Here is a 12,378-nt window from a genome sequence, read left to right as displayed (position 1 = left end):
CGACTTTTCTCAACTGCCCTGTCGTGCCCGTGTGGTGGTGCTGTGCTGTGCCTGTGAGTGAGGCTGCCCGCGGGTTTCGGTGGCCGGCCGGACGGTGAGCGGGGGCAGATGGACCGTGAAGACGGTCCGCCCGGGCACGCTGTCCACGGTCACGGCACCGCCGTGCGCGGTGGTGACGGCCTGCACGATGGCAAGGCCGAGACCGGTCGAGCCGGAGGCGCGGGAGCGCGAGGTGTCGCCGCGCGCGAACCGTTCGAAGACGTGCGGCAGCAACTCGGGCGGGACGCCCGGGCCGTCGTCCTCGACGTCCACGCACGTCCAGGGACCGCGCCGCTGCACGCGCGCGGTGACCGTCGTCCCCGGCGGGGTGTGGGTGCGGGCGTTGGCCAGCAGGTTGACCAGGACCTGTTGCAGCCGGGCCGCGTCCGCGCTGATCAGGGCGGGTTCGTCGGGCAGGTCGAGGCGCCAGTTGTGGTCGCGGCCGGCCGCCCGGGCGTCGCTGACGGTGTCGACGACGAGGGGGACGAGGTCGGTCTGCTCGAACCGGAGCGGCCGGCCGGCGTCCAGCCTGGCCAGCAGGAGCAGATCCTCCACCAACAGGGTCATGCGGCCCGCCTCGGACTCGATCCGGCCCAGGGCGTGCCGGGTGTCGGGGCCGACGTCCTCCCGGCCGCGCCGGGTCAGCTCGGCGTAGCCGCGGATGGAGGCGAGCGGGGTTCTGAGCTCGTGGCCGGCGTCGGCGACGAACTGCCGTACCCGTGTCTCGCTCTGCTGGCGGGAGTGCAGGGCGCCGTGGACGTGGTCCAGCATGCGGTTCAGAGCGGCGCCGACCCGGCCGACCTCGGTGTGCGGGTCGCACTCGGACTCCGGGACCCGCTCCTCGAGGTTCACCTCGCCGGTGTGCAGCGGGAGTTCGGAGACGCGGGTGGCGGTGGCGGCGACCTTGCGCAGGGGGCGGGTGGCGACGCCGACGATGACGGTTCCGGCGAGGGAGGCGGCGATCAGGCCGGCGGCGGTGACGCTGATCTCGATGAGGATCAGGGTGTCGAGGGTGTTGTCGGCTTCCTCGGTGGGGACGGCGACGTAGAAGCTGCCGTTGTCGCCGGAGGCGTACTGGACCCGGTAGTCACCCAGCTCGCCGAGGTCCACGGTGTGTTTGCGGCCGTCCCGGGGCACGGAGTCGAGCGCCTGGACCTGGCTCTCGGTGAGGTCCTCGGACTCCAGGCCGCTGAGTTCGGTGCTGGTGTCGTCCTGCACGCCGACCTTGGCGGCGGTGATGGAGCCGCGCTCGACCTCGGCGACGACCGTGCCCTGGGGTTGGGGGCCGCGGGTGACGATGTCGTCGAGGCTGAAGGGCTGCGGGGCGTCGGCCGCGTCGCCGTCGGCTTGGGCGTTGTCGTCGGCGCTGTCGTCGGCGTTGTCGGGGTTGGCGTCGGGGTTGCCGTCGCCGTGGGGTCCGCCGAAACCGGCGACGCGGCCGGTGACCTCGGTCAGCCGTCCGTCGAGCTGGGCGTAGAGGTGGGAGCGCAGCGCCAGCGTGGTCACCGTGCCGATCACCGCGCAGACCACGGCGATCAGGACCACGGAAGCGACGACGAGCCGTGTCCGCAGGGTGCGCGGCTGTCCCGCTCGCGTCTGCTGCGGACGCGTCCGTCGTCGCCCGCTCACGAGGCGGCGGGCTTGATCAGGTATCCGGCTCCGCGCCGGGTGTGGATCATCGGCTCCCGGCCCGCGTCGATCTTCCGCCGCAGGTAGGAGATGTACAGCTCGACGACGTTGGCCTGGCCGCCGAAGTCGTAGGACCAGACCCGGTCGAGTATCTGCGCCTTGCTGAGCACGCGGCGCGGGTTGCGCATCAGGAAGCGCAGCAACTCGAACTCGGTGGCGGTGAGATGGATGGAGTCCCCGCCCCGGCTGACCTCGTGGCTGTCCTCGTCGAGGGTGAGATCGCCGACGACGAGCACGGAGTCGGAGCGGCGGTCGGCGGCGCCGGAACGGCGGATCAGTCCGCGCAGCCGGGCGACGACCTCTTCGAGGCTGAACGGCTTGGTGACGTAGTCGTCACCGCCGGCGGTGAGCCCGGCGATCCGGTCCTCGACGGCGTCCTTGGCGGTGAGGAAGAGGACGGGCACCTGGGGCAGCTCGCGCCGCAGGCGGCCCAGGACCGCGAGTCCGTCCATGTCGGGCAGCATCATGTCGAGGACGACGGCGTCGGGCCGGAACTCGCGCGCGGCCTGGACGGCACCGGTGCCGTCCCCGGCGCTGCGGATCTGCCAGCCTTCGTAGCGCAGTGCCATCGACAGCAGCTCGGTGATCGACAACTCGTCGTCCACCACAAGCACGCGGACGGGGCTCCCGTCCGGCCTCAGCAGTTCGGTGCGCCCCTGGGGCGAGGTCGTGGTCATGCCCGCCACGCTGTCGGTCCCCTCTGAGAACACACTTTCGGCAACCTGTGATTTCCCTGAGAAACACACAGGGGGTTCTCGGTCAGGTTTTCCGGGAGGTTCTCAGGGCGTCCTGGTTCAGAACAGGCCCTCCTGGGGCGGGTGGGCCGGCTTCGGTTCACGGATCGGGAAGGGCGGGGCGTCGTCCGTCGCGGGTATCAGGGGCCAGCCTCGGAGCAGGCGGGTGTCGAGGACGACGACTCCGTCCGGCGTCCGCAGATGGAGGTCGGGGCCTGCCGCGGCGAGGAGTTGGCCGTGGAGGGCGGCGCCGGCGACCAGTTCGGTGACTTCTCCGGCGGCGGGCGGGAGGCCCGTGAGGCCGAAGGCGTGCACGTGATCGACGGGGCGGCAGGGCGCGGGGGTGAGGGAGTCCGGCCAGGCGGGAAGAGCGAGGGCCTGCGCATGCAGCCGCTCCAGCTCCGCGGACCGCTCGCCCTCGGTGCCGGGAAGGGCGGAGCGTACGGCCCGCTTGTCGGCGTACGGAATCCGGTCGGGCACGCGCAGCGCGGCCCGCAGCAGCTCCTCGGTCCGCCGGGCGGCCATCAGCGGCCCGGTGCCCAGCCAGCTGAAACAGACCGCACCCTGCTCAAGAAGGCGCGCCGAGCCCCGTTCCTCGGCGGTGATCCCGACCTTGACCAGGCCGGTCCCGAACCAGGCCAGATAGACGCGGTACGGCCGGGGATCGTCGGCGAGGGTGTCCGCAGCCACCGAGTGCGCACGGTCCAGCCGGGCACACTCCTCGCACCGCCCGCCGACACTGCGCCCCGGCACGGGGGCCCGCACGGGACAGGCATGCCCCCTGGCCCCGATGCACGTCCGCACACCCCCTCCCGCCACCCCGAAGGCGACACGCTTCCCCCGGACCAGCGCACTGCGCCGCCCGCCGTCCCACTCCAGCACGGGCCCCGTCGCAGACGACCACCGCAGCCCCGAACACATCCACGACGCCTGTTCCATCACCGTCGAGACTAGGCGGGGGGACTGACAACGGCCTGGGGACGGCCGTACGGGACAGGCCCGTTCACTCGGCGGCGGACGCCAGGAGTACCGGCTCACTCGCGGGCACCGTCACCACGTCGGGGACCACCTCCCGGCGCCCCCGTCCGGCCAGCCGGCACCCCAGGCACCCGGCGTGCCCCTGACGCGCCTGCGAGTCGCGCGCCCGCATCGGCCACTCCTCCCGCGGCCGCCGTCCCGACGGCTTCCCCCATCCCGCGAGATGCAGCGTCCAGGTGACCAGCAGGGCCCCGGCCACGATCACGAAGCCGAGGGCCAGCCAGGCGCCGGACACCGTGCAGACGCCGACGCCCAGTGCCGCGGTTCCGACGGTCGCTATGCCGAAGCCGGTCCACCCCGCGACCGTATGTCCGTGGTCATACTGATGTGCGCTCACGTATCCGCCCCACCTCGAAGCCAGCAGAACCTCTTACCTCGTAAGAAGTTTAGCGCAGAAATCCCTCACGAGCTAAGGTAATAACACCCTCATGTCCGCCACGTCGCGCCCCGCCGCCACCCCAGCCCAGGCGCTGGAGGCGATGGACTCCCTCATCGCGGCCCATCTGCTCGGCCAGCAGGAGATGGCCCAGCGGCTGGGCCTGAACATCACCGACCTGCTCTGCTTCGCCTGCGTCCTGAAGGCGGGCGAGAACCTGCTCACCGCGGGCGACCTCGCCGAGCACGCCCACGTCACCACCGGCGCGATGACCGGCATCCTCAACCGGCTCGAGCGCGGCGGCTACATCACCCGCGTCCCCGACCCGGCCGACCGGCGCCGGGTCCGCGTGGCCGCGGTACCGGACGCCGTCACGCGCGTGGAGGCGCTGTACGGGCCCTACTACGGCCGCCTCAACGCCCTGTTCGCCGACTACTCGCCCGACGAGATCGCCGTACTGACCGACTGGTTCACCCGGACCACGGGGCTGGCCCAGCAGTACATCGACGAGCTCCGGCAGGGCGACGGCTGAGACTCACGCAGGACGCCGTACCTGGAGCGGACCCAACTGCCTTGGTAGGGCTGGCCACACCCCCGATCGGGGAGCTCACCTCCTCGTGCGGGAACCGGGATCACGGGATCGTTGGACACGGCGGAACACGACAGCCGTAAGCCGCCGCTCCGGCTCAACGCCCCCTCCCCGGAAGGACGTTCCATGACGTCGCCGTCACCGCTCGCGTCCTTCGCCCGGTTCGTGGTGTGCGGGGGCGGCGTCGGACTGGCCTCCGGAGCCACGGTGCCGCTGCTGGCGCACTCGATGCCGTGGGCGGTGGCCAACGCGCTGATCACCGTGGCCTCCACGCTGCTCTGCACCGAGCTGCACGCCCTGTTCACCTTCGGCACGGGCAGCCGGCCGGGCCTGCGCCGGCACCTGCAGTCGGCGGGCTCCGCGGCGGTGGCGTACGCGGTGACGTCCGCCGCGATCCTGCTCCTGCACCTGGTGGAGCCGTCCCCCACCCTGCTGTGGGAGCAGACGGTCTACCTCACCGCCGCCGCACTCGCCGGGATCGGCCGCTTCCTGGTGCTGCGGCTGTTCGTCTTCACGGGCGACGCCACCGCCCCGGTGAAATCGGCACCGTCCCGCCCGGCACCGATCAGGTTCTCCCTCACCCCGAAGAACGCGGCCACCCTCGCCTGACCGAAGCCGCCCCATAACGCAGGAAGCCCCGGATCTCTCCGGGGCTTCCTGTCGATGTGCACTCGGCAGGATTCGAACCTGCAACCTTCTGATCCGTAGTCAGATGCTCTATCCGTTAAGCTACGAGTGCTTGTTCTGTTTTCCCGCCGCTCCTTGCCCTTCCGGGCCGCTCGCGGCGACAGGAAGAACATTACATGACTGCCGCCGCCATGTGAAATCCATTGGCCATACCCCTTGTGACCTGCGAAAACAGCTCTGGAGCGGTCGGGAAACACTGAAGCCCCGGTCGGGTGACCGGGGCTTCGTGATCTACGGCGGAGGCGGAGGGATTTGAACCCTCGATGGGCTTTGAGGCCCAAACCGCATTAGCAGTGCGGCGCCATAGACCGGACTAGGCGACGCCTCCAGCACATCCGCACGCGCGAGCGCGATTGGTGCGTGCCGATGATGACACAGTCGAGCGCGGTGTCACCAATCGCCCCCCACGGTACTAGGCAGGCGGGGTGTGGGGCAAAGCCCTTGTCGCTGGTCGGGCAGGGGCGCAACGTCCCGGCGCGCGGGGCGTTAGTCAGGTCATGTTGCAGGTCTCCCGCCCCTCCGGCGGCCATCGCGCCCCCCGTCCCTCCCGCACCCGCCGGCTGAGCCGGTTCCTGGTCGTCGCCACCGGCTCGGTCGTCGCCACCGGCTCGGTGGTCGCCACCGGATCCGTCGCGGCCACCGGCCCGGCCGTCGCGGGCCCCGCTGTGCCGGGGCTCGCCGCTTCCGTCATCTCCGCCGTGCCCACCGCTGCCGTACCTCCGGCCACCGCCCGCTCCGGTGACCACCTCACCGTCACCGTCCGGAACGCCGGCGGCGGTGCCGACGGGCGGTACGAGCTGTACTGCCACCCCGGCGGCGGCGACCATCCCGACGTCTCCGGCGCCTGCGCGGCCCTCGACCGCGGGGCCCGCTGGGGCAAGGACGCCTTCTCCCCCGTACCGCGGGGCAGCGTGTGCACCATGCAGTACGGCGGGGCGGCCACCGCTCATGTCACCGGGACCTGGCGCGGGCGGCCGGTGGACGCGCGGTTCGACCGGGGTGACGGGTGCGAGATCGCCCGCTGGGACCGGATGGTTCCCGTCCTGCCCGACCTGCGGCGGGCCGGCCGCGTGTGACGCAGCGACCGGGTAAATGTCCCGCGAAGGTCTCGCGAAGCAAGCGGGCCGTGAGCGGGCTGCTCGCGGACGCGCTCATACGTTCTGGGTCACTTCGTCGTGCGACCTCCCTCTCATCCGGGGCCGCCATCACACCCCCAGCCCTTAGACTCCCTCGCGTGACACGTCGCGGGCAGGTTGGCAAGATGGCCCGAGCGGTCGGCAAGGTGCGGTAACAGGAGGGAAGCGTCTCGTGAGCAGCAGGCCATCCCGAGGCGCTGCTCGCCTCGCAGCCATACTCGACGCGCTGCCCGATGCGTTGGTGCTGGTCAACGCCAACGGGACCGTCGTCAACGCCAACACCATCGCCCTGGAGGCCTTCGAGGCCCCGGGCACCGCGCTGGTGGGGCGCGGGCTGCTCGATCTGCTGCCGCAGTTCGACTCCAAGCTGATCCCGGGCTCCATGCGCCGGCCCGACCACATGGACCCGCGCGGGCGGACCAAGCCGACCCGGATGATGGCCCGCCGCACCGACGGCACCGAGTTCCCCGTCGAGGTCACCTCCGCGAACCTGGAGAACGGCCAGCAGGCCTACGACGGTTACGGCTACACCAGCGACGAGCTGCTGATGCTCGTCGTCCGTGACCTGTCCGGGACCATCGACACCGAGGCCGAGCTGGCCCGCTCGCAGCGGCAGACCGAGATGATCCTGCGGGCCGCCGCCGAGGGTGTCGTGGGCACCGACACCGACGGACGGATCGTCCTGGTCAACCCGGCCGCCGCCCAGATACTGGGGTACCGGGCCAGCGACCTCGGCGGGCGCGAGCTGCACGACCTCGTCCTGCACTCCCGGCCCGACGGCACGCCCTTCCCGTACGAGGAGTCCCCGCTCGCCGACACCCTGCGCTCCGGGCGCAAGCACCGGGTGCGCGGGCAGGTGCTGTTCGCCAAGAGCGGCGAGCAGGTGGCGGTCGACCTGACCACCGCACCCGTGCGCGACGGCGACCAGCTCGTCGGCGCCGTGATGACCTTCACCGACCGGCGGCCCTACGACGCCCTCGCCGCGGAGAAGGCCGCCGCCGAGAAGCGCCACGAGGAGGAGCTGGAGCGGCTCTCCGAGGAGCACGCCTCCGAGCTCACCGCGCTGCGCCAGAAGCACGTGACCGAGCTGGAAGGGCTCCAGGAGCGGCACGAGGAGGAACTCGGCGCCAACGAGGAGCGGTACGCGGCGCTCGGGGAGCGCGAGAAGGACCGCTACGAGGCCCTCGCCGGGCGGCACGAGCAGCTGCTGACACTGCTCGCCCAGTCGCTGCGCGGGCCGCTGGACGAACTGCGCCGCGAGCTGGCGGCGCTGGCCGCGGACGACGCGGGGCAGCTGTGGCCCGAGGCCAACCAGGTGCTGCACCATCTGTCGGCCGGGTACTCCCGGATCACCACCCTCATCGACAACGTCCTCGGCTATCAGCGGCTCGACACCGGCAGCGAGGGGATCACGCGTACGAAGGTGATGCTCGACGCCGTGGTCGCCGCCGGTGTCGACGGGGCCGTCGAACTCATCGGCCCCGGCCGGGTGCAGTTCGCCGTGCACGCGCCGCCCATCGAGGCGGAGGTCGACTCCCGGATGCTCGCGACCGCGCTGGCGCATCTGGTCGCCGATGTCGCGGGCGTCGACGCGACCGGCAACGCGCCCGTGTCGGCGGGCGGCTACATGGACAACACGGTCGTCGTGGCGGCGGCGCAGCGCGGTGAGGTCGTACGGATCGAGGTGCGCGGGCCGTACCCCGGGGGAGACCCGGTGCACGAGCCGATCGTGCGCGGGATCGTGCGGGCGCACGGCGGTGTGCTGCAGACCCACGAGGTGCCCGGGATGAGCGGCAGCGCGTTCGTGCTGGAGGTGCCGATCGGCGGTGGCGCCGGGGCGGTTCCGGGCTCCGAGGTCGCCCTGGTCGCCCCTCCGGCCGAGGCCGAGGCGGAAGCCGTCGAGCAGACCTCCGGCGGCGGGCGGCGGCGGGCCCGGCGAGCCTCCGTGGACGCCTTCCTGGACAGCGAGGTGGCCGGGCAGCCGGGCGGCGCCGGGAGCGAGTCCGCGCCCGAGTCCGCGCCGACCGGACGGCGCAGGCGGCGGGCGGTGGAGGCGGCGCCCGTTCCGGCTCAGGCGCAGGCACCGGCCGACGCGTCCGGCGGTACGGGGCGGCGGCGCGGGCGTCCGGCCGAGATCGCCGGTGCGGACGGCACCGGCGCGGGGGTGTCCGAGGGCGCCGTGGTCACGGCCGCCGAGCATGCCGCGGGCACCGCTGCCGTGGGGACCGGTCTCGGCGGCACGGTGCCGCCGCAGGGCGTGCCCGGGCCGGGCGGACGGCGGGCCCGGCGGGACTCCGGCGAACAGCACGCGCTGCCTCCGGCATTGCCCGCGGTCTCGTCCGGGCCGATTCCGGCGCAGGGCGGGTCCGGCACGGACTCCGGCCCCGGTATCGACTCCGGTTCCGGCCCCGGTTCCGGCCCCGGTATCGACTCCGGCTCTGCCGAGGACGGGCAGCCGACCGGGCGCCGGCGGCGGGCGCTGGCGGCCGCGAACGAGCGTGCGGCCGCGCAGGAGGCGGGACCTCGTACGGTGTTCGCCCTGCCTCCGGCCGACGCGGACCGGCCGGAGCAGCAGGCGCCGGTGCCGCCTCAGGCCCCGGTTCCGGCCCAGGGCCACGGCCCGGTTCCGGTCCAGGGCCACGGCCCGGTTCCGGTCCAGGGCCACGGCCCGGTTCCGGCCCAGGGCCAGGCTCCGGTTCCTCCTCACGGCCAGGCCCCGGTTCCGAACCAGTCCCAAGTAGTCCAGCCCCCGGCACCCCACCCCGCCTCCGTCCCAGTCCCCGCCCCCGCCCCCGCCGCGGACGACGGCCGGCACGACGCCGTACCGCACGATCAGGCCGACGACCACACGCCGCCGCAGCCTCATCCCACGAGCGCCCCCACCGGGCGCCGTCGGCGGGCCGTGGCGCAGCCGGTCCCGGAGGCCGGAGCCCCCGCGGCGCCGCACCCCGAGGCGCAGGCCCCCGCCGCGCTTCCGCTGCCCGCCGAGGCCGCCGCTCCGGCACAGGGCACCCCCGTCGCCGCCCAGCCGTGGCCCGGCGCGGACGACACCACCGGCGCCGGTACGGCCGTACCCCCGAACCCCGCCCCGCCGCAGCCGGCGCCCGTCGCGGGCACCCCCGCGCAGGGGACGCCGTCCCAGGGCACCCCGTTGCCCCCGGAGGCCGAGAGGCCGCGCGCGGCGCAGCCGCTGCCCGCCGAGGCCGCCGCCCCCGTGGATCCGAACTCCACGCAGGGGCGGGCGATCAGTGTGCGGACCCTGGGCCAGGGCGTGCCGTTCACACGGCAGGCGGCGCAGGTGCAGCAGCAGTCGGCGACGCCGCCCCCGCACCAGACGAACGGCGGCGGCCGTCGGCGCAAGCTGGGGACGCGGCCCGATGCGGTGGGCGCGGCCCCGGCGGAGCAGACGGCACGGCCGCAGGCCCAGCCGTCGCCGACCGGGCAGTCCCGGCTGGCGCAGGGCACCGAGGGCACGGGACGGTCGTACGCCATAGGCGCGCCGGACGAGAACGCCGCCGAGGGGCCCGAGCCGCTGGACGGGCCGGGCGGCGCGGTGGAGGTCGCGGACACCCCGCGGCCGCAGCCGATGGACGACGAGCTGCCCCCGGAGCCACTGGACAACCCGCGACGGCTGCTGGTGTGGCCTGCCCCGGACGTCACCACGCAGCAGGCGCTGAGCGACCGCGGCTACCGGCCCGTCATCGTGCACTCGCGCGAGGAGGTGGACGCGCAGATCGCGGCGTTCCCGGCCGCGCTGTTCGTGGACCCGTTGACCGGTCCGATCACCCGTACCGCCCTGCAGTCCCTGCGGCAGGCCGCGGTGGCCGCCGAGGTGCCGGTGATGGTGACGGCGGGGCTCGGTCAGGCCTCGCGGGAGGCGGCGTACGGCGCCGACCCCGCCGTACTGCTGAAGGCGCTGGCGCCCCGGGACAGCGAGCAGCATCCGCCGCGGGTGCTGCTGATCGAGGAGCACGCGGAGATCGCGCTGGCGCTGACCGCGACGCTGGAGCGGCGCGGGATGCAGGTGGCGCGGGCCGCGAGCGATGTGGACGCGGTGACGCTGGCGGGGCAGTTCCGGCCGAACCTGGTCGTGATGGACCTGATGCAGGTGCACCGCCGCCAGGCCGGGTTCACCGGGATCATCGACTGGCTGCGCGCGAACGGCCAGCTCAACCGCACTCCGCTGGTCGTCTACACCGCCGCCGTGGACCAGGCCGACCTGCCGCGGCTCGCCTCGGGCGAGACGGTGCTGTTCCTCGCGGAGCGGTCGACGAGCCCCGAGGTGCAGAACCGGATCGTGGACCTGCTGGCGCGGATCGGCACCAACTAGCCGCCGTACGCACGCACACCAGAGCCCCCGGCCGTTGCCGGGGGCTCTGTTCGATCGTGGGTCAGATCCGGGTCAGATCCGGGTCAGATCCGGGTCACGTCCAGCGTGCCCTCCGCGTACTGCCGGCGCAGCACCTTCTTGTCGAACTTGCCGACGCTCGTCTTCGGCACCGTCTCGATGACCGTCCAGCGCTCCGGGAGCTGCCACTTGGCGATGCCGGCCTGGTCGGCGAGGAAGGTGCGCAGGGCGGCGAAGTCGGCCGTCGAGCCCTCCTTCAGGACCACCGTGGCCAGCGGACGCTCGCCCCACTTGTCGTCGGGCACCGCCACCACGGCCGCCTCGGCGACCTCGGGGTGGGACATCAGGGCGTTCTCCAGCTCCACCGACGAGATCCACTCGCCGCCGGACTTGATGACGTCCTTCGCCCGGTCCGTCAGGGTCAGGAAGCCGTCCGGGCTGATCGTGCCGACGTCACCCGTCTTCAGCCAGCCGTCCTCGCTGAACTTGTCGTCGGGGCGCAGGGGTTCGGCGTCGGGGCCGTTGTAGTAGGCGCCGGCGATCCACGGGCCGCGCACCTCCAGCTCGCCCGCCGACTCGCCGTCCCAGGGCAGGCGCTCGCCGCCCGGGCCGGTGAGGCGGGCCTCCACCGAGGCGGGGAAGCGGCCCTGGGTGAGGCGGTAGCCGAACTCGTCGTCCGTGCCCACCGCGTGGGCCGGCGGACGGGCGATCGTGCCGAGCGGGGAGGTCTCCGTCATGCCCCAGGCGTGGCAGACCCGCATGCCGAGCTCGTCGAAGGCCTTCATGAGCGAGGGCGGACAGGCCGAGCCGCCGATGGTGACCTGGCCGAGGGAGGACACCTCGCGCGGGTTCGCCGTCAGCTCGCCCAGCAGGCCCTGCCAGATGGTGGGCACCGCCGCCGCGTGCGTCGGCTTCTCGCGCTCGATCATCTCGGCCAGCGGGGCCGGCTGCAGGAAGCGGTCCGGCATCAGCAGGTTGACGCCGGTCATGAAGGTGGCGTGCGGCAGGCCCCAGGCGTTGACGTGGAACTGGGGAACCACGACCAGGGAGGTGTCCTCGTCGGTCAGGCCCATCGACTGAGTCATGTTGACCTGCATGGAGTGCAGGTAGATCGAACGGTGGCTGTACACCACGCCCTTGGGGTCGCCGGTCGTGCCGGACGTGTAGCACATGGCCGCCGCCGCACGCTCGTCCAGCTCGGGCCAGTCGTAGGTGTCCGGCTTGCCGGCGATCAGGTCCTCGTACTCGTGGACCCGCACGGACGCGTCCGCGAGCAGCCCGCGGTCGCCGGGGCCCGAGATCACCACGTGCTCGACCGTCTTCAGGTGCGGGAGCAGCGGGGCGAGCAGCGGCAGCAGGGAGCCGTTGGCGATCACCACCCGGTCGGCCGCGTGGTTGACGATCCAGACCAGCTGCTCCGGGGGGAGGCGCAGGTTGAGGGTGTGCAGCACCGCGCCCATGGAGGGGATCGCGAAGTACGCCTCGACGTGCTCGGCGTTGTTCCACATCAGGGTCGCGACCCGCTCGTCGGCCGCCACGCCCAGGTCGTCCCGCAGCGCGTGCGCCAGCCGGGCCGCGCGTGTGCCGATCTCGGCGAAGGAGCGGCGGTGCGGTTCGGCCTCGCCGGTCCAGGTGGTCACCTGTGATGTGCCGTGGATCGTCGACCCGTGGGCCAGGATCCTGGAGATCAGCAGCGGTACGTCCTGCATGGTGCTCAGCACGGTGGTCCTCCCGGGGCGGCA

At 73.2% G+C, this 12,378-nt stretch carries 9 protein-coding genes and 2 tRNA genes; 4 read left to right on the top strand and 7 right to left on the bottom strand.

Annotated features, from left to right (window positions below):
• Positions 1-9 precede the first annotated feature (9 nt).
• From M8H82_RS14460 to M8H82_RS14445, 4 genes are all read right to left on the bottom strand, one after another.
• Complete coding sequence (locus M8H82_RS14460; protein WP_250073816.1) at positions 10-1,668, bottom strand: HAMP domain-containing sensor histidine kinase; 1,659 nt, start codon at positions 1,666-1,668, stop codon at positions 10-12.
• Complete coding sequence (locus M8H82_RS14455; RefSeq protein ID WP_250073812.1) at positions 1,665-2,405, bottom strand: response regulator transcription factor; 741 nt, start codon at positions 2,403-2,405, stop codon at positions 1,665-1,667. Before M8H82_RS14455 ends, M8H82_RS14460 begins: the two co-directional genes overlap by 4 nt.
• 117 nt (positions 2,406-2,522) lie before the next feature.
• Complete coding sequence (locus M8H82_RS14450; RefSeq protein ID WP_250073810.1) at positions 2,523-3,401, bottom strand: DUF2797 domain-containing protein; 879 nt, start codon at positions 3,399-3,401, stop codon at positions 2,523-2,525.
• 64 nt (positions 3,402-3,465) lie between these two features.
• On the bottom strand, positions 3,466-3,837 hold the full coding sequence (locus M8H82_RS14445) for an HGxxPAAW family protein (protein ID WP_250073807.1): 372 nt from the start codon (positions 3,835-3,837) through the stop codon (positions 3,466-3,468).
• A 91-nt stretch (positions 3,838-3,928) separates the two neighbouring features.
• Here M8H82_RS14445 and M8H82_RS14440 point away from each other — a divergent pair, with 91 nt between their 5' ends.
• On the top strand, positions 3,929-4,408 hold the full coding sequence (locus tag M8H82_RS14440; RefSeq protein WP_250073804.1) for a MarR family winged helix-turn-helix transcriptional regulator: 480 nt from the start codon (positions 3,929-3,931) through the stop codon (positions 4,406-4,408).
• A gap of 183 nt (positions 4,409-4,591) precedes the next feature.
• Positions 4,592-5,074: a GtrA family protein gene (locus tag M8H82_RS14435; RefSeq protein WP_250073802.1), complete on the top strand. Its 483-nt coding sequence runs from the start codon at positions 4,592-4,594 to the stop codon at positions 5,072-5,074.
• A 57-nt stretch (positions 5,075-5,131) separates the two neighbouring features.
• Here M8H82_RS14435 and M8H82_RS14430 read toward each other — a convergent pair.
• Both M8H82_RS14430 and M8H82_RS14425 read right to left on the bottom strand, forming a co-directional pair.
• Positions 5,132-5,204, bottom strand: a tRNA-Arg gene (locus tag M8H82_RS14430).
• A gap of 185 nt (positions 5,205-5,389) precedes the next feature.
• Positions 5,390-5,480 (bottom strand) — tRNA-Ser (locus tag M8H82_RS14425).
• 169 nt (positions 5,481-5,649) lie between these two features.
• Here M8H82_RS14425 and M8H82_RS14420 point away from each other — a divergent pair.
• Positions 5,650-6,228: an SSI family serine proteinase inhibitor gene (locus M8H82_RS14420; protein ID WP_284048865.1), complete on the top strand. Its 579-nt coding sequence runs from the start codon at positions 5,650-5,652 to the stop codon at positions 6,226-6,228.
• 232 nt (positions 6,229-6,460) lie between these two features.
• Positions 6,461-10,618: a PAS domain-containing protein gene (locus M8H82_RS14415; RefSeq protein ID WP_250073800.1), complete on the top strand. Its 4,158-nt coding sequence runs from the start codon at positions 6,461-6,463 to the stop codon at positions 10,616-10,618.
• A gap of 83 nt (positions 10,619-10,701) precedes the next feature.
• Here M8H82_RS14415 and M8H82_RS14410 read toward each other — a convergent pair whose 3' ends face one another.
• On the bottom strand, positions 10,702-12,357 hold the full coding sequence (locus M8H82_RS14410; protein ID WP_250073798.1) for a long-chain fatty acid--CoA ligase: 1,656 nt from the start codon (positions 12,355-12,357) through the stop codon (positions 10,702-10,704).
• Positions 12,358-12,378 lie beyond the last annotated feature (21 nt).

The organism is Streptomyces sp. YS415 (assembly GCF_023544665.1).
GTDB lineage: Bacteria > Actinomycetota > Actinomycetes > Streptomycetales > Streptomycetaceae > Streptomyces.
Note: the sequence above shows the minus strand (reverse complement) of the source record. Positions and strands in the feature narration are given on the sequence as shown.

Excerpts from the sequence above, each read along its gene's own strand:
- M8H82_RS14455 (WP_250073812.1), bottom strand. The coding sequence starts at position 2,405 with ATGACCACGACCTCGCCCCAGGGGCGCACCGAACTGCTGAGGCCGGAC.
- M8H82_RS14450 (WP_250073810.1), bottom strand. The coding sequence starts at position 3,401 with ATGGAACAGGCGTCGTGGATGTGTTCGGGGCTGCGGTGGTCGTCTGCG.
- M8H82_RS14440 (WP_250073804.1), top strand. The coding sequence starts at position 3,929 with ATGTCCGCCACGTCGCGCCCCGCCGCCACCCCAGCCCAGGCGCTGGAG.
- M8H82_RS14435 (WP_250073802.1), top strand. The coding sequence starts at position 4,592 with ATGACGTCGCCGTCACCGCTCGCGTCCTTCGCCCGGTTCGTGGTGTGC.
- M8H82_RS14420 (WP_284048865.1), top strand. The coding sequence starts at position 5,650 with ATGTTGCAGGTCTCCCGCCCCTCCGGCGGCCATCGCGCCCCCCGTCCC.